At 56.8% G+C, this 22,090-nt stretch carries 19 protein-coding genes; 13 read left to right on the top strand and 6 right to left on the bottom strand.

The features are described from left to right. Window positions 1-5: 5 nt before the first annotated feature. Window positions 6-917: a fumarylacetoacetate hydrolase family protein gene (locus F624_RS0130525; protein WP_019578173.1), complete on the bottom strand. Its 912-nt coding sequence runs from the start codon at window positions 915-917 to the stop codon at window positions 6-8. 36 nt (window positions 918-953) lie between these two features. Next, a complete protein-coding gene (locus F624_RS0130530; RefSeq protein ID WP_019578174.1) occupies window positions 954-2,087 on the bottom strand; it encodes a cupin domain-containing protein in 1,134 nt (377 codons plus the stop codon). A gap of 609 nt (window positions 2,088-2,696) precedes the next feature. Here F624_RS0130530 and F624_RS0130535 point away from each other — a divergent pair. From F624_RS0130535 to F624_RS0130580, 10 genes are all read left to right on the top strand, one after another. Continuing rightward, entirely contained in the window at window positions 2,697-3,779 is a 1,083-nt protein-coding gene (locus F624_RS0130535) for a porin (RefSeq protein WP_245573774.1), read from the top strand. A 408-nt stretch (window positions 3,780-4,187) separates the two neighbouring features. Beyond that, window positions 4,188-4,676, top strand: coding sequence for a JAB domain-containing protein (locus F624_RS0130540; protein ID WP_019578176.1), 489 nt, complete (start codon window positions 4,188-4,190; stop codon window positions 4,674-4,676). A gap of 77 nt (window positions 4,677-4,753) precedes the next feature. After that, the gene (locus F624_RS0130545) at window positions 4,754-5,074 is read left to right on the top strand and encodes a glycine zipper domain-containing protein (protein ID WP_019578177.1); all 321 of its coding nucleotides are present in this window, start codon (window positions 4,754-4,756) and stop codon (window positions 5,072-5,074) included. A gap of 105 nt (window positions 5,075-5,179) precedes the next feature. Further along, window positions 5,180-6,148 (top strand): DUF932 domain-containing protein, encoded by a 969-nt coding sequence (locus tag F624_RS0130550; RefSeq protein WP_019578178.1) that lies wholly within the window; start codon window positions 5,180-5,182, stop codon window positions 6,146-6,148. Between the two features lie 173 nt (window positions 6,149-6,321). Further along, complete coding sequence (locus tag F624_RS0130555) at window positions 6,322-7,326, top strand: YqaJ viral recombinase family nuclease (RefSeq protein ID WP_031256826.1); 1,005 nt, start codon at window positions 6,322-6,324, stop codon at window positions 7,324-7,326. A gap of 91 nt (window positions 7,327-7,417) precedes the next feature. Beyond that, a complete protein-coding gene (locus F624_RS0130560) occupies window positions 7,418-8,470 on the top strand; it encodes a recombination directionality factor (protein WP_019578180.1) in 1,053 nt (350 codons plus the stop codon). Window positions 8,471-8,741: 271 nt separating this feature from the next. Continuing rightward, window positions 8,742-9,089 (top strand): hypothetical protein, encoded by a 348-nt coding sequence (locus tag F624_RS0130565; RefSeq protein ID WP_043427085.1) that lies wholly within the window; start codon window positions 8,742-8,744, stop codon window positions 9,087-9,089. A gap of 268 nt (window positions 9,090-9,357) precedes the next feature. Further along, window positions 9,358-9,645, top strand: coding sequence for a hypothetical protein (locus F624_RS0130570; RefSeq protein WP_245573772.1), 288 nt, complete (start codon window positions 9,358-9,360; stop codon window positions 9,643-9,645). Between the two features lie 338 nt (window positions 9,646-9,983). Next, window positions 9,984-11,006 carry a sensor domain-containing diguanylate cyclase gene (locus F624_RS0130575; protein ID WP_019578183.1) on the top strand — a complete coding sequence of 341 codons (1,023 nt, stop codon included), beginning with the start codon at window positions 9,984-9,986 and terminating at the stop codon, window positions 11,004-11,006. Between the two features lie 392 nt (window positions 11,007-11,398). Beyond that, window positions 11,399-12,412: a diguanylate cyclase domain-containing protein gene (locus F624_RS0130580; protein WP_043427087.1), complete on the top strand. Its 1,014-nt coding sequence runs from the start codon at window positions 11,399-11,401 to the stop codon at window positions 12,410-12,412. Window positions 12,413-12,567: 155 nt separating this feature from the next. On the opposite strand, the gene F624_RS0130585 is transcribed toward F624_RS0130580, so the two are convergent. Both F624_RS0130585 and F624_RS0130590 read right to left on the bottom strand, forming a co-directional pair. Next, window positions 12,568-13,248 carry a Crp/Fnr family transcriptional regulator gene (locus F624_RS0130585; protein WP_019578185.1) on the bottom strand — a complete coding sequence of 227 codons (681 nt, stop codon included), beginning with the start codon at window positions 13,246-13,248 and terminating at the stop codon, window positions 12,568-12,570. 522 nt (window positions 13,249-13,770) lie between these two features. Continuing rightward, window positions 13,771-14,514, bottom strand: coding sequence for a response regulator transcription factor (locus F624_RS0130590; protein ID WP_019578186.1), 744 nt, complete (start codon window positions 14,512-14,514; stop codon window positions 13,771-13,773). 7 nt (window positions 14,515-14,521) lie between these two features. On the opposite strand from F624_RS0130590, the gene F624_RS0130595 reads away from it, so the two are divergent. From F624_RS0130595 to F624_RS33770, 3 genes are all read left to right on the top strand, one after another. After that, on the top strand, window positions 14,522-16,537 hold the full coding sequence (locus tag F624_RS0130595; RefSeq protein ID WP_019578187.1) for a sensor histidine kinase: 2,016 nt from the start codon (window positions 14,522-14,524) through the stop codon (window positions 16,535-16,537). Between the two features lie 286 nt (window positions 16,538-16,823). After that, window positions 16,824-17,965, top strand: a protein-coding gene (locus F624_RS0130605; RefSeq protein WP_157443712.1) for an IS3 family transposase whose coding sequence is annotated in 2 segments (ribosomal slippage) — window positions 16,824-17,076 and window positions 17,076-17,965 — 1,143 coding nt in all. Because the reading frame shifts where the segments join, the coding sequence is not laid out codon by codon here. A gap of 34 nt (window positions 17,966-17,999) precedes the next feature. Next, window positions 18,000-18,992 (top strand): sensor domain-containing diguanylate cyclase, encoded by a 993-nt coding sequence (locus F624_RS33770; RefSeq protein WP_157443713.1) that lies wholly within the window; start codon window positions 18,000-18,002, stop codon window positions 18,990-18,992. A gap of 26 nt (window positions 18,993-19,018) precedes the next feature. Here F624_RS33770 and F624_RS33775 read toward each other — a convergent pair whose 3' ends face one another. Together F624_RS33775 and F624_RS0130620 are read right to left on the bottom strand one after the other, a co-directional pair. Further along, window positions 19,019-21,289, bottom strand: a complete 2,271-nt coding sequence (locus F624_RS33775) for a methyl-accepting chemotaxis protein (RefSeq protein WP_019578192.1) — start codon at window positions 21,287-21,289, stop codon at window positions 19,019-19,021. Window positions 21,290-21,538: 249 nt separating this feature from the next. Beyond that, a complete protein-coding gene (locus tag F624_RS0130620) occupies window positions 21,539-21,802 on the bottom strand; it encodes a helix-turn-helix domain-containing protein (protein WP_019578193.1) in 264 nt (87 codons plus the stop codon). Window positions 21,803-22,090 lie beyond the last annotated feature (288 nt).

The following is a 22,090-nucleotide window of genomic DNA, read 5'->3' on the forward strand; positions in this document are numbered from 1 at the left end:
CTTCCTCAGACGGCAATGACCGGATGGGTCAATTGGCCAATCTGAGCCACATGGGCCACTACGGTGTCGCCGGGGTGCAGCCACTCTTGCGGGCTGCGACCAGCGCCCACCCCTTCAGGCGTGCCGGTGGCAATGATGTCGCCCGGCTCCAGCGTGATGCCGGCGCTGATGTCGGCCACCAATTCATTCACCTTGAACAGCATGTGGCGAGTGTTGGAGCTTTGTTTAATCTCGCCGTTGACGGTGAGCCAGAGGTCCAGGGTCTGGGGGTCCGGAATCTCATCAGCGGTGACGATGCAAGGGCCAAAGGGGCCGTAGCTGTCTTGGCCCTTGGAGTAGATCCATTGGCCCGCGCGACGGCAGTCGCGGGCGCTGATGTCGATCATCACGCTGTAGCCAAAGACGTAGTCCAGTGCATCTTCCGCGGTCACAGCTACGGCGCGGCGGCCAATGATCGCGGCCAGTTCAACTTCCCAGTCCATCTGCTGGGTGATCTTGGCGTTATGGCGAATGGGCTCGCCAGGGCCAATCACCGTGGTTGGCGGCTTGGAAAAGATGACGGGCTGCTTGGGCAAGTCCTTCGAAGTGTCGAGCGTGCGGCTGGACTCGGCGACATGCTCCACATAGTTCAAGCCGATCCCGAAGATGTTCTTACGCGGGCGAGGGATCGGGGCCAGCAGGTGGACGTTGGTCGCCGGCACCGAAGTCCCAGGCAGCCAGTTGCCGGCAGCGGAATCGAGCAGGGCTTGCAGCTGACGGACTGCGCAGGGCCCCAGGTCAATGAAGGCCAGCATGGAAGCCGGCAGCTCGACCCCTTGGCTCGCGCCAAAGCGCTGCACATCAACAATGTTATCGCCTTGGATGACGCCAAGTCGTGCGGCGTCTTCAATGGTGTGGCGGTAGGTTACGAGGCGCATGGTTTCTCCGTGTGGGTTGGCTTGGTGGATGTAGAGTTAAATTGGTGCAGGGGCTTGACGGCCGCCATTTGTCTTCAGCCCCTCTTCTCGATACAGGCCCAGGGCCTTCATCACAGGCAGGTCACTGAAGCAGAACAGGCAGGAGTCTTCGCTCGCTTGTGTGTTGACGTGCTCATGCCAAGCCCAAGATGGAACACAGAAGATGTCGCGTTCACGCCAATCAAAGCGGCGGCCATTGATAACGGAATAGCCCTCACCTTTGGCCACTTGGTAGAGGAAACTGCCGGTGTGGCGATGGGCCTTGGTTTGCTCTCCGGGACGCAGCAGCTGCATGCTTGCGCCGATGGTGGGCATCACGGACCCACCGGTGACCGGGTTGGTGTAGTGCATCAAGATGCCATCGAACTCAGAGCCCTTACTCACCTTGGTCAATCGCCTCAGCGCGTCGTAAGTGGGCGCCCACTCGTACTTGAACAGAGGCGAGTACGGTTTGCTCCAAGCTTGGCCGTGAGGCAACAAGGCCGAGGCGCCCCAGGTATGGGTTGCGTCATCGATGGGATAAGCGACCTGCTGGTGTAGGTCAGGGTGCACCTCGTAGAAATTGGCCTCCATCGCGTTGACGAAGGGGATGTCCAATCCGTCTTGCCAAATGCATGGGGTGCCCCCCTCGTCCACCCCATGCTCATGCCACGTACCGTTGGGCGTGAGCACAAAGTCGTTGGCGCCCAAGGTCATCTTGTGTCCATCAACGATGGTGTAAGCACCACTACCTTCCATGATGAAGCGCAGCGCTGAAGCGGAGTGCCGATGAGTCGAAGCACATTCGCCGGGGTGCATGACTTGCAGCCCTGAGTAAAGCCAACCGACCGCGGCGGACACATCTTGTCGCCCAGGGTTATTCAGATAGATGACTCGGCGCCCTGCCTTCTCAGGTGTGACCAGCGCGACAGAGCGAAGCACGTGGTCACGCAGTTCTCGGTAGCGCCAAAGTGTGGGGACTGACTCGGACTTCGGCTCCCAGGGTTCGATCTTGTTCGCCACCGTCCACAAAGCGCCAGCGTCGTAGCGTTCCAGATCGCGGTAGTAGCTGACTAACTCCGGGGTGTCTTCGACGTTGGCACGTCCGACAACGTCTTCGCGGTAGGTGTCGTAGCTCGATTTCTCAGTCATCAGTACTCCTTGCAGTAGTCGGCTCACGCCAAAAATTAAAATAAAAGTATACCGTATACTTTGCAAAGCTTCGTACTTTTGACAAAGATCATCAGTTCATCACACGAGGCGAAAACCTCAAAAAATAGGATTCGATATACCGAATACTTTTAGATCGAAGCAAATATTGGGCCCAAAATTCAAGATCACATTGGAAATCAACTGCCCCATACGGGAGTACCTCGTCAGCGAGGCCATACAGACGCGTCAGACCAGCAAGCTCACCAGCCTTGCCACGATCTCTTGCTTATCGCCTCAAATTGGGGCATTCAGCCATCACACCCCAACCAACTCACGCCCGAGTCAACACCCGAATGGGCAACCTCCGCCCAATGAGCCCAGAGGAACGCAAGTTCAGCAACACCGCACAAAAGTTATTTTGTATACAGTATTCATTTTTATCAAAGAGACAACATCAATGACCAAGATCGCCCATAGAGCATCAAAGTGGTGCATTGATTTTTGTCAGTCCAGCATCAAATCACACATAAAATCATCAACAACATACAGTATACTTTTAAGCGATTTTTCAAGTTGCCTCAACCCCACGCAAGGAGTACGAAATTGAAAGTGCAATCCCTCCGGTCAGCGGCCCTGCCGTCGCTAGCTCTGTCACTGATTTGCAGCAGCGCCTGCGCTCAAAGCAATGTCACCCTCTATGGCATCTTGGACATTGGCATGTCCCACGCGAGTGACGTGGGTGGCGGTAGCCAAAACCTTGTCGACAGCGGCGTGATGCAAGGCAGCCGACTCGGCTTCAAGGGCGCCGAAGATTTGGGTGGTGGCTTGTCGGCTTTATTTGTTCTGGAGCAAGGCCTGGTACTGAACTCCGGGGCCCTGGGCCAGGGTGGGCTGGCCTTTGGCCGCCAAAGCTGGGTGGGCCTGTCGGACCGCAGTCTCGGCACCCTGAGCCTGGGACGACAATACGACTTCATGTGGGACTCGCTGGTACCGTTCACCAATGCCACCTTGCTCGGCGGCGGCTACGTGAACAACCCGCTCGACAACGACCGCACCGCAGGTCAACGCCTGAATAATTCCATCAAGTACACCAGCCCCAAGTGGAGCGGCTTCTCCTTCGGCGCCATGTTCGCCCCCTCGCAAACCCCTGGGACGTCGCAGGGCTCGAGCCCATCGCGCAGCGTCGGTGCCAACTACACCCAAGGCAACCTGAGCTTGGGTACGGCATACACCCAAGTCGATGGTGCGACCCTCAATGTGCAATCGCTAGTGGGCTCCAGTCAGGCCTACACTCTCGGCGGGAAGCGTAACAGTGTGGCCGGTATGGGTGGTAGCTACCGCCTCAATGAGCAGTTCCTGCTGCACGGAATGGTCACCCGGTCCGAATTCGAGGGCAACACCAGCAGCGCCAATGGAACGTTCAAGAACTACTTTGGCGGCGTCGTTTATCAGCCGACGTCGTTCTGGAAGCTCGGGGTGGACCTGAACAACACCAAGCTGCTGAATGCAAGCTACAAGCAAGTGGCCTTGACAGCGGACTACCGCCTGTCCAAGCGCACCGACGTCTATGCGCAGGTAGTCACGCAGCGAGCCGATGGTGCCGCTAATGCCAAGGCCAATATATTCATCCTGGGCGGCGCCTCAGGGCGAGACCAAAGCGTTGTGCGGTTTGGCCTGAGGCACTCATTCTGAGCATCGCCTTATTCATTGCTGTCTCCATTTGGGCGCCACTCAGGGCGCCTTTTTTTTCTCTGCGTCATCGAAGCCTAAGTAGGCTTCCCACAGTTTTCCGTTTGGGACCCTCTTCGGTTTGCAGACTATCTCACAGCAAGCGATCCAACCCACCTGAACCAATCCTGCATCGCTGGCTGAGCGCTCGATTCCAAAATTTTTCAGTCACATATGACCTCCGTGAACCTAGACAAAAGTTCTTGATTCCGACGGTCTACTGACCACCTACGCGCCTTTGAAGCCCGGCTCACCCATAAGGTGACCGGGCTTTATGCCGTCTAGGCTTTGCCGCCTCCCACTCCGCTTCTCTCTTCAACTCAGGCCCCGTGTGCTCCCCGCACCGGGGCCTTTTCCATTTGGAGATCCCACTTGAACACCCCGTCAACGTCCCCTGCCCCCAGCAACTCGCAGATCAACGCGTACGCCCGCCCTCCCCTGGTCTCCCAGGCCTTGGCGCTACTCGCCGGAGAAATCCTCCAGTCCTGCTATCTCAGCAGCCCAGTCGCAGTTCGCGACTACCTGCAACTCCTCCTCGCCGACAAACCCCACGAGATTTTCGTGGTGGTCTTTCTAGATTCCCAACACCAGGTGCTCGACGTCCTAGAAATGTTCCGAGGCTCTCTGACCCAGACCTCGGTTTACCCCCGAGAAATCGTCATCGAGAGCCTGGCCAGAAATGCCGCCGCAGTCATCCTGGCTCACAACCACCCCAGCGGTTGGGCTGAAGCATCTAGCGCCGATCGGGCACTGACCGCCGCCCTGCAAACAGCCCTGTCGCTGGTTGATGTCCGTGTCCTGGATCACTTCATCGTGACCCGAACCCGAGCACTGAGCTTTGCAGAGCAGGGACTACTTTGAAGCCCACTGGCATTTCTGGCTCTGCGCCCACTTTCGTTTCCCTTTCCCCTTCAATCCACTTCCTGGAGATCTATTCCATGGCTACCTGTCCTCATTGCAATTCCACCCATATCGAAACCCGCGACATCGGCAAGACCACCGGTGGTGTCCTGGGCACTGCTGCCGGAGCCGCCAGTGGCGCGGCCGGTGCTTGGCGTGGCGCCAAGGCTGGCGCTGTGGTCGGTGCATTTGCCGGTCCCGCCGGATCTGCTGTCGGCACCGTGGCCGGTGCCCTGCTGGGTGCCCTGTTCGGTGGTGCCCTCGGCTGTGAAGTCGGCACCGCCGTCGGTTCCCACGTCGATCAGAACCTGCTCGACAACCTCAAGTGCCGCGACTGCGGTCACACCTTCTCGGCTTGAAGCGCTGCTTCTGCTGAGACCGAGTCCGCTCCTTTTCCCTTTTCCCCATTTCGTTTCTGTTTCCTCTTTCACGTCCTGATTTCATTCATTCGAAAGGAATTCCCCATGGCTCACCTGCTTCAATCCATGGCTTACGTCGGCGCCGCGCCCTGGCATGATCTGGGCAACGCACTGCCTCCCAAGCAATCCATCGAGGTCTGGGCCCAACAGGCTGGCATGGACTGGTCGATCTGCTCCACCCCGGTTCGCTACCTGGCGGATCAGGTCGGAGCTCTCGGCTCCATCATGTCGTTTGAGGACCAGAAGGTTCTCTACCGATCCGACACCAAGGCCGCCCTGGCCGTGGTCGGCAACCGCTACCAGGTCGTTCAACCAAAGGAGGTCCTGGAGTTCTACCGGGACCTGACCGAGGTCTCTGGCTTCGAGCTGGAAACCGCCGGCGTCTTGAAGGAAGGTCGCAAGTTCTGGGCGTTGGCCAAGACGGGCAAATCAACGGCCCTGAAGGGCTCCGATGTGGTCAACGGCTACCTGCTGTTGGCCACCTCCTGCGACGGCACCTTGGCCACGACAGCCACCCCGACCACGATTCGGGTGGTTTGCAACAACACCCTCACCATTGCACTGAACGGCGCCACCAACGCAATCAAGGTGCCCCACAGCACGAGCTTTGACGCGCAAGCGGTCAAGAAGCAACTCGGCATTGCCGTGTCGCAGTGGGACAGCTTCATGTACCGCATGAAGACGCTCTCCGAGCGCAAGGTGAAGACCCACGAGTCCATGAACTACTTCCTGAAGGTGCTTTGCAACACGGATGGGCACACCGATCCAAGCGGTGGCTTGATCAACGAACGCGCATTGAAGAAGGTTCAGGCCCTGTACGACGGTCAAGGCCGCGGTGCTGAGTTGGCTGCAGCCCAGGGCACGGCCTGGGGTTTGCTCAATGCCGTGACTGAGTTCGTGGACCACGAGCGCCGAGCCCGGTCTCAGGAGTACCGCCTGGACAGTGCCTGGTTTGGCCAGGGGGCCAACCTCAAACAGCGGGCGCTGGATCAGGCACTGCAGTTGGTCTCATGAGTCGGAGTTCGATTCCGCTTTTCCCTTCCGATTCCTCAACCCTGCCTTCGACGGCAAAGCCCCGGCCCCTTTGATGGGACCGGGGCTTTTTGCTTTCTGGGGTGGGGTTGCTGGTCGGTCTTTGTTCTTTCTTCGTTCTTTGTCTTTCCTTTCAACCTACTTTGGAGATTTCCATGGCGACATCGCATGCATTGGTGAACAAGCCTGTTCGCCCTCGTCCCGCCTTGAAGCTCATCAAGACGGCCGACCTCAACCGGGATCAATGGCTGGCCGTTCGCCAGCGTGGCATCGGCAGCTCCGACGCTGGGGCTGCTGTCGGACTCAACCCCTATCAATCTCAGCTCGAACTCTGGATGGTCAAAACCGGGCGTGGAAGCGCCCTGCCCTTTGATGATCCCAACGACGAGAGCAGCCCCATGTACTGGGGAACCCTTCTGGAGCCTATCGTGGCGGCCCACTACACCAAGCGCACCGGCAACCGGGTTCGCAAGGTGAATGCCGTTTTGCAGCATCCGGAACACCCCTGGATGTTGGCCAACCTCGATCGCGAGGTCGTAGGGACCCCCGGGGTGCAAATCCTGGAGTGCAAAACAGCCGGCATCAACGGCGCCCGTCTGTGGAAACACGGGGTGCCCGAGTACATCCAGCTTCAGGTCATGCACCAGCTCGCGGTGACCGGCAAGCAGGCCGCTGACGTGGCGGTTCTGATCTGCGGCCAGGAACTTCAGGTGCATCGCATCGAGCGTGATGAAACCATGATCGTCCAACTCATTGAGTTGGAGCGTCAGTTCTGGACTTTGGTCGAGGAGGACAAACAACCCTCGGCTGATGGATCGGACTCCGCTGATCTGGCGCTTCGCTGCCTGTACCCCCGGGATTCCGGAGCCACCTTGGACCTCTCTGGTGACCTGGAGATGTCAGGGGTGTTCTCGGACCTGGTGGCGGTGCGTGAAGTACTGGCCACCAACACCACCTTGGAGGCTCAGTTGAAACAACGCATTCAGCAGCGCATGGGAGATGCCTCCCGCGTGGTATTTGAAGGCGGGGACATCAGCTGGAAGCGCAGCAAGGACGGCAAGGGCCTGGACACGGAGAGGTTGCTCAAAGACCAACCCGACCTGGCAGAGCGCTATGCCCTGACCAAGCCTGGATCTCGACGGTTCTTGGTCAACAGCTGAACGGTGCCAACAGCACAAAGGCCTGCCCAGCGGCAGGTCTTGTTTATTTCCACCTCCGAACTTCGGAACTCAAATTTGAAAGGAGCACACCATGCTCAAAGGACTGGCATTGACGCCGCCCATCATTGGCCGCATCTCCATCGGGCGTGTCGTGGAGAAGGACGGCAAGCGTCTTCCTGCCAAGGATGACGAATTCACCATTACCAGCCAGGTGCAAATGCGCGGGAGCTGGGTCAACCATCCCTTGGATGAAGCGCTGCGCAAGAACAAAGGCAAAGCTGAATCCGAGGAACCCAAAGAAGGCGGTTCCACCGGCAGCACCAAACTCAGGAGCATTCCCGTTCGCTTGCTGTTTGACGACCCGGACTTGAACCTCCGGGCTCAGTACACCTTGTTTGACCGGGTGTCTGGCCGGCCGGTGTGCATTGGCAACGGGGAAACCTGCCGTCGCGCGATATCCAGCGGGGTTCAATCGTTGCCCTGCCCCTCGCCTGAATCATGCGAATGGAATGGCGACCGGGGGTGCAAGCCCTTTGGGCGCCTGAATGTTCGCATTGACGTGGAAGATCAAGAGGGCGATCCCCACCATGATGAATTGGGCAGCTTTGTGTTCCGGACCACGGGTTTCAACAGCATTCGAACGCTGGCAGCACGATTGAAATACTTTCAGGCGATCTCGGGTGGGGTGTTGTCGACGATGCCTTTGGAGCTTCGGCTTCGGGGCAAGTCGACCACGCTGTCCCGGCGTGCTGCAATTTACTACGTCGATCTGACCGTGAGGTCGGGGATGACGGCCAATGAGGCGGTGTTGGAGGCCAAGAGCGCATGGGAGCGCAGGCAAGCCACTGGATTTGACCAGGTGGCACTCGACGCTGCTGCGCGCGAAGGGCTGAGCCTGGGGGCGTTCGAAGAGTCTGAGGAGGATGGCCCGGCCGTCGTGGAGGAGTTTTTCGCCCCGACGCAGGATGAGCCTCCGGATCAACCTCGGAATGAACCTCAGGTTGACCAAGCCGAACACCTGACACCCGGACAGGATCAACACGCCGGGCGCCCTGCTCGTTCAACCCTGGCAGCCAAGCTGGGACGACGCTTGGAGCGCAGCCAGTCCACGCAAGCCAATCTGGTTCAACAGGCCTCAGCCTGATCACAAACGGGGTCAGCGACGAATCGGCTCGCTGATCTGGGATTTTCTTAACGCCTGCTGGAGCTTCGGCTTCGACACGAGCAGCTCTTCTGGCTTTCTTCTCCCCCCTTTCCTTCAACTGGATTCTCTGAGGTCACTGGCCTTGGCTGTGCTTCGCTCACGCGAGGCACAGCCATGGGCGATTGACGGATGAAGGGGTCAGTAACGGGTAGGAGCAGGAAGGTACGAAGCTCGGCAGCAGGCATTCACATGGAGTCATCACATCATGGATATGTCGATCAACAATAACCAGGACCATGCCGCCACCAAGCCGCGGATATCCACTTTGCCTCTTTTCAACTTGGGGCGGATCTTTGCAACACCTGGCGCTTTGCAGGTGCTGACCGCCATGCGGCTGTCCCCGCTTCGCCTGCTGGCAAGGCATGTGCGGGGGGATTGGGGGGATCTGGATGAGCACGACCGCGAGCAGAACCAACTGGCGGTACTGACAGGTCAGAGGGTGTTTTCTGCTTACGAGGTGGAAAGAACCATCGACGGCCAGGTCATGAAGCAGAAGTTCTGGGTCATCACGGAGGCGGATCGTTCCAACACGACGGTCTTGTTGCCCGATGAGTACTGAGTCCGCGCCGCACCAGGTCGAGCACGTCTACTGTGCTGGGCTGAGGTTTGATGGAGCTCCGTGCTTTGAGGTTCGGGGTCTTGGGCCGACCCAGGATTCGAAAGGGTTCTGCCTTGTGACGCATCCGAAGGAGAGCAAGGATGGCGGCTTGGGGTGGTGTGAGCGATTGGCCACTTCACTGCTGGCTCGGCGTCCTGCTTCTCGCAGAGACTGGCAAGCCTTGGGTGTGGAGATCCAGCGTGGCCGAACAGTGTTGGACGCGGAGGCCATGACCAACCTCATTCAAGGCGGCGGTGTCGCAATCATTCAGCTTCGGACTGAGGCCAAAGATTGGTGGTCCGTGATCTCGGGCATTGAGCTCAATCGGGTCACGGGAGTGGTGACGCACTTACTGTTGCTCGATTCGAGCCAGCCTCTGACTTGGGGATCTGGGTTCAATGCGCGACTGCCGGTGACGGTAGATGAGAACGCCAAATATCGGTGGCTCAGCATCGACGCGGGGGCACGATCAGTGATCGTTGTAGCGTGGTCGTCGATAGCGATCTCAACGTCTTAAATGCACTCAAACACTCGACTCAGCTTTGGCTGGGTCGAGTGAGCAGGTATCTCTTTTTTTGCTTCGCAGACGTGTGCAGACGGGGGCCAGTCAGAACAGGTATCTTGCGTGGCATACGCCGTGAGCTGATCCTACTCGCACTGATCTGATGCCGGGTTGATGCCTAGCCTTCATATCGCTTAAGTCTGAAAAGTGTGTGACGTGTAATTCATGACCTCTTGCGCAATCCATTTTGTCATGTGCAAACATCCCGGGGCAAGGATTCATCAGGCCCACACACTCTTGCAAAGACTACTAGTTTTACTAGATTTTCTCGGGTGGCAGGCCAATAATCCAGCATGGATGATTTTCTTGATCGCCTTGTAGCCTCTGTCACGTCTGCCAGAACCCTTGAGGAGTTGACGCGTCCATTGCTGGAAATGTTGCAGACCATCAGCGGGTTGGACTCGGCCTACCTCACCGTGATTGATCTGGATAGGGATGAGCAGCGAATCCTGTTTTCCCACAACACCCACACCATGAACATACCGGAAGGTCTCGCTGTTTCATGGGGTGACACTCTTTGCAAGCGAGCGTTAGATGAGGGGCAGCCGTTCACATCCAACGTCTCTAAGTGCTGGGGCGACTCTGAAGCAGCAAAGGCTCTGGGCATTGAAACCTACGTCAGCACCCCAGTGCGCCTCGGAGACGAATCGCTTTTTGGAACCCTTTGCGCAGCCAGTACCCAAAGCCGACTGCCCAGTGCCGAGGTGGAGCGGGTGCTGGTGTTGTTCTCAACCTTGATTGGGCAGCACATCGAGCGAGAGCAGCTCTTGCGGCAGCTTGTGCTGGCCACTGAGCAACTTGCGCAACAAGCAAGGACGGACTCGTTGACTGGCTTACCGAACCGCCGTGCTTTATTGAGCGAGCTGACCAGAATGCTCGCTCATTGCAAGCGTGCTGGCTCTCATCTGCTCGTTGCCTACATTGATCTGGACGGCTTCAAGGCGATAAATGACACCTATGGGCATGAACTTGGTGACACGTTCTTGATCGAGATTGCGGCGCGGTTGAAAGCAGGGTTACGAGGCGAGGATCTGGCCGCACGAATCGGCGGCGACGAATTCGTCGTGGTGGGCCTGGGGCCTTCTGAAGCGGCAGAAGCTGAGCGAGCTGGCGAGCAGTTTGCTGTGCGAATCTCTGACGCGACAAAAGGCCATTTTGCGCTCGGCAGCGACACGTTAGATTACCTCGGAGCCAGTGTGGGCTTGGCAGTCGTAGCGTCCTCTGCGGTATATGCTGAAAAGGCGCTTAGTCTGGCGGATACGGCCATGTATGAGCGCAAAAGACTTCGACGGATGCTGGTCGCAGAGCAGGGCTAAATTGAGCAGCGTTGCAGCGGCCAGTGAATGCCAATCGCCCTGCGCTCAAAACGAGCACCTACCAGGGGGGAAGACCGCTAACCCTGCTGTGGCAATGCTGGACTCCACAATCTGCCGCCTCACAAGGCTTTAGGTATGTCATTGGCGACGACAGAATGCTCTATTCGAAGTAGGTTCAAAACAAGCCTTGGGACTAGCTAAGCTGACGATATCATGGGCTTCCTCTGACAAGGTTTGCAACTTTTGTGATGGCATCGGGAGTTCGCTTTTTATGTCCGACTGAAGAAACATCTGCGTAGGGACCAAGCTGCGGCCGAGAAATGCCGATGACGAGGCCGGCTGGATACGCTTTCATGTTCTTCGCAGACACCATGCCATCGATGAGGGCTACCATGGCCAAGAAAAACATACCTTCCCATCAACTTTTTGATTCCGCGCGCGCCTTTTCCGTCAAGCTCATGCAGTTTCTGGTCGTCCCGACATTTGTGCTCGCTCCCGATGGTCGGGTGCTGATCTGGAACCGGGCATGCGAAACCTTGACCGGGCTGGACGCCAAGGACGTCGTTGGAACAAAGAACCATTGGCGTGGCTTTTACGAAACCCCTCGGCCCTGTCTGGCCGACCTGATCGTCGAAGGGCGGACCCAGGAGCTCGATGGCCTGTACGTGACCCATGGCGACCCCGAGATCACGAGCACCTTCGGCGTCCATGCTGAAAACTGGTGCCACATGCCAAGACGCGGTGTGGAACTTTATCTCGCGATCGATGCAGGGCCCATCTATGACGACAACGGAGAATTGCTGGCAGTGGTCGAAACCCTGCGGGACATCTCGGTCCAAAAACGCAGTCAAACAGCCCTGGAGCGCCTGGCTTTAGTGGATGGACTGACCGGCGTGTTGAACCGCCGAGGCTTCGATGAGCAGATGACTCTGGAGTGGAGTCGTGCCCGAAGTAGCGGCTTGCCAATCACCTTGCTGATGATCGATGTCGACAATTTCAAAAGCTTCAACGATCACTATGGCCACCCCCTGGGTGATGAGTGCCTACGCACTGTGGCGCGTGCACTAGGTGAGGCTGTGCTGCGCCCGAACGACATCGTTGCCAGATACGGAGGTGAAGAGTTCGCCTTCATCCTGCCCGGTGCAGACGCCGCAGGAGCCGATGTCGTTGCGACACGAATCCGGACTTTGATGGCTGAAGCTGCCATCCCCCACAGTGCAGGCGGAATCGATGGGCATGTGACGGTCAGCGTAGGCGGTGCGACCGTTATGCCGCGTATCGAAGCCTCCTCTTTGGATCTGATCCGACACGCTGACGCCGCGCTCTACAAAGCGAAATCTAGCGGCCGCAACTGCTTCGTTGCTTGGCAAGAAAACAGTACAGCTTCACACGAGGCCCATCTTTGAAATGACAGTTTTTGGGTTCCACTTCACGAACTTCAGTCAAAGTCAATTCACCGGCTCTGCTTGCTGTGCGCAAGAACACCTGAGCGAACAGGTTAATGGCACACCGACCGAGCCGCTTGACGAGCATGGTCAGAATATGTCCTGACTCGAGACCTTCACGCAAATTGCTGGAGCAAGGTGCTTTGAAGTGTCATTCGACTGGGGGTCTCTGTTCGAATGAAACCCTTAGCCTCAAGGTCTTTCATTACCCGGCTGACCATTTCACGCGAAGCGCCAACCATCTTGGCAAGATCTTGGCGTGAAATCTTCTCGTCGATCACCATAGAGCCATCAAAACACGGAGATGCGTTCTCTATCAATGCCATCCCCACTCGTCCGTGGACTCCCATGAGAGCAAACGACTCTATACGGCGATCCGCTTGACGCAGTCGATCTACAAGTCGAGTCATGAAAGCAAACGCAACGTGGCTATTCGCTTGCAGACAACGCAAAAAATCATCTCGACTCAGTGTCAAGACGTCCGTAGAGGTATCGGCGATGGCCATAGCTGAATGCGGCTTGTCGTCAATCAAGCTCACTTCATCGAGGATATCGCCCGCGCACAGCTTGTTCAGAAAAAGCTGGCGTCCACTCCTGGAGTTGGAAACCACTCGCACCCGGCCAGTGAGCAACACGAAGAGTCGGTCTGCTCTCGCGTGCTGTTTCACTAGTATCTCCCCGCGTCCGAAATTTTGCTTTCCCACGGTCAGGGCAATCTCTTCAGCTTGAACGGCGGAAAGCATCGCGAACAGTGGTACGCGCCTCAGAAGGTCGAGGTTAGATACGATTTTGGTCATTTTTCATGTGTTATGTCGGGTGATGGTCCCCGTCCTCTGCTGACGAACGATCAGATATCAGGTCAGAAGTGCAGAATGCCATCGCGCCATCCGGCACCGACTACAACAAATGGGATCGAGATGACTCTCTCATGCGAGAGAGACACCATGGAGATGGAACCATGACCAACCGATGCCAGGGTGTAAGTCTCTGGCGAGCTTTGGGAAATTGTCTTTGCACCGACGATGCTGCCTTTCGTGGCCTGAACGGACCTGCAAACTCCACCCACAACCCTAATCACCACGGTGTCACCAACAGCACCTCGAATGGATGCCCTGGGCGACTCCCCAAAAATGCAATTGACAACGATGGGGCGCAATGAAGCAGCCTGAGTCGGGCTCGCAGCACCCCAGCACGATAGTGTAAAAAGTGCCAGGTGACAGAGCCTCAAAAAGACGCGCATTGATGCGCCAGGCAACACGTCCGCCCCAGTCCTTTGGATTGCGGGAAAACAAAGCCACTGATGTGTGTGGAGCATAGATCTATGGAACAAATACCAGGCCGCGGCCAAAAACCGCACGCACGGGTAGATGCTGTCCGGTGTCGAGCAATGTCTTGCGGCGGAGGCGACTGAGTTGTGCCTCAATACGGTGAAAAGCTTCATCTGAGTCACCACCGCCCATCGAATCGATCAAACTTGATTTGCTCACCACAGAGCCCGGCGTCCGAGCAAGGCAAGTCAACAATTGGAGCTCACGAGTTGTCAGTGCCACCATTTGGTTGTCTGGCGAGACCAATACGGCCTCGGCGGCCCGCAGTCGCCAGGCGGATGCCGTGGCCTCGTCAGCGGCTGAGTAGCCTACTCGTCGTAGCAGCGATCGGATACCAGCGACCAACTCATTGAGGTCTGTCGGTTTGACAAAATACTGCAGAGCACCTGACTCGAGTCCCGCAATGCGACTGGTCAACTCACCTCGAGCAGTCAGGATCACGACGGGGATGTCCTGTGCGGCCAATCGCTTGACCAGCGACATGCCATCTTCGCCCGGCAAACCGAGGTCGACGAGCGCGAGATCGGCGCGTTCCCGCAACAAAGCCACATAGAAGTCCTCAGCAGATTCGACCCCCCAGGCGTTGAAGCCCGACTTAGACAAGAAGCGACAGATGTTGTTGCGGATGTCCTCGTCATCCTCGACGACGGCAATGGTTCGAGCAATTGAAGGAGGGGATGGCTGTTGAGGCATCATGGGGAGTTCTGGCTCCGGATTTTCCGAGAACAGCACCATACATGCCATGTACAAGAACTCACAAAAACTCACATCAAAATGGTTGCTGGCACTGCTTCTCTTGCTGAGCTGCGGTTGGTTACGTGCGGGTGAGTGGATCGACCAGTTGGAAATCGGGAGATCAATCGACCTTGGTAGCCAACTAGCTTGGCAGCAGTTGATCGATCAGACGGGGCTGGCCACTGTGGACTCTGTCGCAGCCAAGCCAGACAGCGAATTCCAGTGGCTCAAAGGGCCCGTGAGTGAGGGTTACACGCGAAACGTGATCTGGTTGCGCCTGACGTTACCTTCGGAACTGCGCAACGAAACGGGCTTATTGCTGCAAATCAGTCCTCCCTATTTGGACTGGATCACGCTCTACCAATCACATCAAGGGCAATGGATCCCTCAAGATGCAGGAGACCTGAGACCATCAGCGGAACGACTGCAGACACACAAGTTTGTTTTCCGCTTGAACCCAGCTGAGCCGATCCTGATACGAGTTGAAAGTAGCAGCGTTATGAGGGTGTATGCCAGTCTATGGCGCCCCAACGACTTACTTGTTCAGACCGAACGAGACGGATGGATGTTGGGGTTGTATTTTGGCCTCGGCGTTTCCCTCTTGGTACTGGTCACCGGAGGCGCTATCGCCTTCAAGGAACGTCGCCTAGCAGCGACCGGTGTGCTGGGTGCCTTGACGCTGATTCACGCATTCAATCTGCACGGTTACTCAAATGTCTGGTTGCTTGATCAACATCCTGCTTTGGCCAGTGCGATGGTGGGTTTGGGTGTCTTTTTCGTGGCCGCAGCCGTTGCTTGGTTCACTATCGAGCTTCTCACCCGTGGTCAGAAGAGATGGCGACCGATTCATGTTTTCCTGTGGGCACTTTGCCTGATCAACCTTTTTGCGACCCTGAGCATTCCTCTTGGGTGCTATGGAAGGTTCGCACTGCTTGGCATCATCAGTCCCATGTTGAGTGTCTTTGCCGGCACATGGATCTGTGGCGCGGAGATTCGTCGCCACGGCCTAAACATTGAGCGAGGTCTGCTGCTGCTGACATACGCTTTTCAGTCAGGCAACATCGTCCTGACCTTGGCTGAGTTCACAGGGACGCGTGTGGTGATGCACGACACCGCCCAGATCTGGCAATTCCAATTGCTGCTACTGCTGACCACTGCAACGATCGGCATTGGAGTCGGCCTCTATCAACGCTTTGAACAAGCGAATGCGGCAAGAACTCAGGCATACCACGAACTCGCCAAGTCTGAACGAATGCTGGAAACCCGTGTAGAGGAACGCACGGCAGAACTCGGCCAAGCCCAACAAACCCTGCAGATGGCTTTGGACCACGAACGCCGCATGCTATTGGAGCAGCGCCAATTCTTCAGCATGATCAGTCACGAGTTCCGTACGCCCTTGACGATCATTGATAGCGCGGCCACCGAGCAAATGAGCTTTCCGGAGCTCGATATCAAACGGCAAATCGAGCAAGCAGCGCAAATCCGTCGCGCCTGCCGGCGCCTAAGTGCCCTGGTCGACAACAGCCTGTGCAGTGAACGTTTTCGCGCCGGTGGATTGCAATTGGTTAGCGCCGAATTCAACCTGGCAGATCTGGTGAATGAAGCCACCCAGCTGGTTCACTGGTCGCCGAGGCATTGGCTTGATCTTTCATTGGCGCACGATCTACCAGTCTGGATCGGCGACCCAACTTTGCTTCGAATGGCTCTCTCCAACCTGATTGATAACGCAGTCAAATACGCTCGGCAGGGCAAGGTGGGCGTCTGTGCAGCGCAGGACACTCGAGGCTGGCTTCAATTGTCTGTCAGCGATCAAGGTACGGGACTGGACCACCAAACGCAATCACGCATCTTTGACAAGTTCGAACGTGGCCACTACAACGACAAAGCTCAAGGTTTCGGGTTGGGTCTTTGGATCACCCAACACGTTGCCAGACTTCATGGAGGTGAAGTGTCACTGTACTCAGAACCAGGTCGAGGATGCACATTTGTCATTGAATTGCCACCGACGTCACTACCTGGATAGCCGTGCTCGAAGGTCGCGAAATTGGCAGCCCCTCGAAATCCCGCAAGCGGCTGATTCGCGCAATCAATGGTCAATGCTGCGTACATCGTCACCGGTTCGTATCCGTGCAGCACACCATTCGAGTGATGGGGAGCTGTATCGCCTGGTGCTGCGTCTGCAAGTGAGGCGATGTTCCCAGCCCAACTTCTGGGGGCCAGATCGAACCTGACCCTGTCCCATGTTTTAGTACCGTTTGGTAACAGAGCTGCCGGCATGATGAAGGCCTGTTTTGGGCCAGGAGCATGTCATGAAAAAGAGCAGGTTCACTGAAGATCAGATCGCGTTCGCACTCAAGCAAGCTGAGTTGGGAATCAGCGTCGAGGAGGTATGCCGCAAGATGGGCATCAGCGATGCGACGTTCTATGTGTGGCGTAAGAAGTACGCAGGCGTGGGTCCCTCGGAGCTGCGTCGACTGCGGCAACTCGAAGAGGAAAACCGCAAGCTCAAGCAGATCGTGGCCGATCTGAGCCTGGACAAGGCGATGTTGCAGGCAGTCGTTGCAAAAAAGCTTTGAGGCCTTCGCAGCGGCGCGCGTTGGTGCCCGAATTGATGCAGCGCTTTGGATGCAGCCAACGCAATGCGTTGCGTGTGGTGAAGATGTCGACCTCGACCTACCTGTACAAAGCGGTCAAGAAGGACGAGTCGGCACTGAAGATGCGCATCAAGGAGATCACCGACACGAGAGTGCACTATGGTTACCGCCGGGTGCACGTGATGCTTCGCCGCGAGGGCCACAGGGACAACGTCAAACGGGTCTACCGCTTGTACAGGGAAGAAGGTCTGTCGCTGCGCCTGAAAAGGCCGCGGCGCAACAAAGCGGCCAAGCTACGCCAGCCTAAGCAGTTGGCCCACGCCATGAATGAAATCTGGAGCATGGACTTCGTGGCCGATGCCTTGTTTGATGGCCGAAAGCTGCGCATGCTGACGGTCGTAGATCTGTTCACCAGGGAGTGCCTGGCCATCGAGGTTGGCCAGAGCTTGAAGGGGGAAGATGTCGTGCGAACGCTCAGCGACGTCTGTGTCCAACGTGGCCTGCCAGGCACGATCAAGACAGACAACGGAAGCGAGTTCATCTCCAAGGTGATGGACAAATGGGCTTACGAGCGCGGCGTTGAGTTGGACTTCAGCCGGCCAGGCAAGCCGACAGACAACGCGGCAGTGGAGAGCTTCAATGGTCGACTGCGGCAGGAGTGCCTGAACGCGAGTTGGTTCTTGTCATTGGCGGATGCAAAGACCAAAATCGAAGCGTGGCGCAGGTACTACAACGAGAGTCGTCCCCACTCTGCGCTGGAGTGGGCCACACCCGCTGAATTCGCCCGCAGTTGCTGCCTGCAGGCAGCAACTGCGATGTCAGAGAAGCCGGAAGTTTCTACCTCTGAGTGGTACTGAAACGGGTACAGGGTCAGCTTCAGGTCTGATTCTCGTGATTGAAGATATCACTGCTCGGCGCAACGCTGAATTGGCCTTGGGAGAGCTTCGGCATCAGTTGGAGCAAAGGGTTAGCGAGCGGACACGGGAGCTTGAACAAGTCAATCGTCAGCAGCATCTGATGCTGGACAACGACTTGGTGGGAATCGTCAAGTTGCGTGGGCGACATGCACTTTGGCACAACCAAGCATTCACGCACATTTTTGGAGGTGTTGCTGGAGAAGCCATCGGACGATCCGCGCGCGAGGTCTACTTCGATAATGACACATTCGCTCGCATTGGACGCGAGGCCTACCCGATTCTTACATCAGGGGGCACCTATCGCACGCAACTACCAATGCGCCACAAATCAGGCTCCGTGCTCTGGATTGACTTGAGTGGCGCAATGCTGTCCACGACGACCAAGGAAAGCATCTGGATGTTGCTCGACATCACCCAGATGAAATCCCGCCATGATGAAATTGCCACGATGGCGTTTCATGATCCACTGACCGGGCTTGCCAATCGAGTTCTCCTCAATCAACGGTTGGAGCAAGCCATGGCCAACGCCACTCGACAGAAACAACAGGTTGCGCTGTGCTTTCTGGATTTGGATGGGTTCAAAGCCATCAATGATCAGCTTGGCCACGAAGCTGGCGACGAAGTTTTGTTGGCCGTAGCAGCCCGGCTGTCGCGTAGCGTGCGAACCATCGACACCGTCGCACGTCTTGGTGGGGATGAATTCGTCGTATTGCTCACGCAGATCAATCCAAGCGATCAAATCACGTTCATATTGGACAGAGCGATGATGGAGCTTGAGAAACCCATCCCACTCAAAGGTGGGCGAGTCACGCAAGTCCGAGCCAGCGCAGGCGTGGCCTTTTTCCCGGAACAAGCCCAAACGGCGGCAGCGTTGATAGATGCAGCTGACCAGGCAATGTATGCCGTCAAACGGGCACGGAAAGAGCCGTTCAACATGGACATGGGTGCCCCCACCCAATCCTCCTGATCAACATTGACGTTTTCCGAACACCCTCATACGCCCCGCTTGACTCTGGCCAAAGCAGTCGTCACGGCTGTCGAGGCAATTGCAAATTCAGATCCCGCACCCAACATCCGCTGGGCTTGCGAATATGCTCCGGAATTGATTCGTTTAGCGACATCCCCTGCCGCTTGATGAAAGACCTTGTGCTCCTCCAGCAACTGCACAAAGCTCGGACGACTTCCCAGACGATGTCCGCCAGGACCATACAGCCATTTCCCAAGTGGGCAACGGTCATCGCAACTGATCGTTTCAGCGTCAAGCTGTGACTGGTGCTCGATGGCTGTACGCAATTTGACCTTCCACTGCCGATGGGCCTCAATGGCGCTATCAATGTCCAAATCGTCAATTCGCAGTTCCTCGCGGGCCTCTAGCGTCAGCCCCTCAGGGACCCTGAAGCGAGCCACCTCTTGCGCCAACGCCAATGCCTGGTCTCGCAAAGCGGACGCCCCAGCCGCAGTTTCTTCAACAAGCGCTGCGTTTTGTTGAGTCGCCCGATCCAGGTCCTGAACGGCTTCGCTGACTTGCCCAATTCCCTGCGTTTGTTCAACGGATCCCGACGCGATGTAGCTCAACAACTCATTGACTCGTTGAGCGCTCGTCACGATTTCCTGCATCGTGCTCCCGGCCTCACGCACGATCTCCGTGCCTCCATCAACCTGCTCAACGCTTGCGTTGATGAGACTTTTGATCTCCCTGGCAGCCGATGCTGAGCGCCCCGCCAAACTTCGAACTTCGCTGGCCACCACCGCGAAGCCCCTTCCCTGCTCCCCGGCCCGGGCCGCCTCGACCGCCGCATTCAACGCCAGAATGTTGGTCTGGAACGCGATCCCATCAATCACGCCAATGATGTCCTCGATCTTCTTGGAGGAGGCTTGAATGTTCTCCATGGTGTTGACCATGTTACCGATCACTTCGCCGCCGCGCCCCGCAATAACGGCGTTTTGTGCTGCGATGCGCGTTGCTTCCTGCGTATGGTCAGAGGTCTGTCGCACTGTCGCACCAATCTCCTCCATCGCTGCTGCAGATTGCTCCAAGTTCGCAGCGGTCTGTTCGGTTCGAGCAGAGAGGTCCATAGAACCCTCAGCGATTTCAGTGCTGGAATGCACAATTTCATCCGAAGAGCGCCGAACTTGTAGCACCATGCTTCGCAAGCTCTCCTGCATTTTTGACAACATCAACATTAATTGAGCAGCTTCGTCACGCCCCCAGGGCTTCGGAGACGTTGTCAAATCGCCCTCGGTCATGGCTTCCAAATGGCGAGTCACCTCCTGCAGGCCACCGCGCATCACCAAAAAAAATGCGTAGAAAAGATATGCGGCGGCCAGCAGAAAAATTGTGGACAACACCAGCAACCTCCGCCGCTCGTCAACCGTCCGATCAATGCGTGCCTGCAATAGCTCTTCAAGAAGTTTGAGGCTTTCTGAGCTAACACCCCTGAGGCTATCGACGGCTTTCTGCCCTGGGACAGCGAGTTTTTCCACCTCGGCTTTGAATTCCCCTTCGAACCAGGTCTTGGAGGCCTCAGCCAAGAAAGCCTGGGAATCAGCAGCAGCCTCAGCAGCCCGAACCCGACGGACCACTTCTGGATTAGCCTCGCCTGCTCGCTGAGCTGCTTGTCCTATCGCTTTGAGTTTGTCGCTCCCCAGAAACCAGATTCCATAAAGCTTTCGCTGCAACTCTGGATCAGTCCCGCCCTTTCGTTCGAGCATCCCCGAAATTGCCCGAGATCGCGAAATAGGCTCAATGACGTCTGACACGACCTCCGTGGCTAAGGTCATCAGGTAGTAGGTATCCTGATCCGGATCTAACGTGAGTTCCGAACGATCCATGACGGTGACCCGCAGATCGCGAACAGCGTCGACATAGGTCTGAAGAACCGCCTCTAACTCATCTAGGACACCGACGTTTGCCTTGGAACGCAAGGCCTCATGGATCTGACTCACCTTGGAAAACTCTGCACTCAGGTCCAGCGATGCAGCACTACCACTGACCTGTGCTTTGACGGTGTCGAGGCGGGCTGCAATTGCATCCATGTCTGGCGCTTTGCTCAACCCCGACAAAACCAATCGGCGCTGTTTTTGCACTTCAATTAGCCAGGGCTCGATCTGCGCAATCACTGCCACGCCTTGCAATTCATGCTCTGCGAAATTGATCGTCGCTTGGCTGGTGCGGATATAAGCCGCGGCCAACAACAACAAAGGTACGAGAAACGCAAGGGAGATCCAGCATGCCTTGGCCCCGAATTGGAGCTTGCGAAACAAGCGAACCCCAGGAGCCCAAACACCGTGGTGTGTGAAAAAGCCAACTCCAGTGTCAACCCGCGACTGAACAAGTACAGGTTGGGTCTGATTTGGGGTACGAGTCACCATGATCACTACTCCGAAGCCATGTCAATTTCAAGCTGAGGGAGCTCAGCTGAATTACAAATGAGTCTAAACGATCAACGTACGTATCCCGGTGAATTCCCCAAGGATTGGGGCTCAGCCTCATTTCCTGAACATCCTCGTGCCCTATTTGGACAAGCGCTCAATGGTCAGTTCTGGTTCAAACCCCTCCGGGGGTTTGAGCAAGATCCAAGGCGCCACATCCAGGGCCTGCGCCAGTCGCTCGATGTTGGACAGCGAGACGTTCCAACGCGATCGCTCAACCGCGGACACATAGGTCCGGTCCAATTCACATTCCATCGCCAGTCGCTCCTGCGACCAACCCTTTTGCACCCGGAGCAGGCGCACCCAATACGCGAACACCTCACGGAGGTTGTCGGGATCGGGCAAACGGGTGGGACCTGATGGCTTTGCAGACACATCCCAAGCATCCGATTCTGATACATTTGCATCTACGGAGTTTGCTTCTCATATTGAGCCGTGATCTCCGCATGACATCCGGCCGGCGCCCAGCTTCGCCATGCCTCGGATTCGTTCATCGGCACGTTTAGGGAGATCTTTGACTCATGAAGTTGAAGCACAAGCTTTTGCTCGGCTATTTCGCAATCGGTTTGCTGTTTGCGGTCTACAGCACCTTCTTCGGCGACACCTCCAACCGCGGCTTCGCCTTCAATCTGG

Origin of the sequence: Curvibacter lanceolatus ATCC 14669 (genome assembly GCF_000381265.1) — a bacterium.
GTDB classification, from domain to species: Bacteria; Pseudomonadota; Gammaproteobacteria; order Burkholderiales; family Burkholderiaceae_C; genus Curvibacter; species Curvibacter lanceolatus.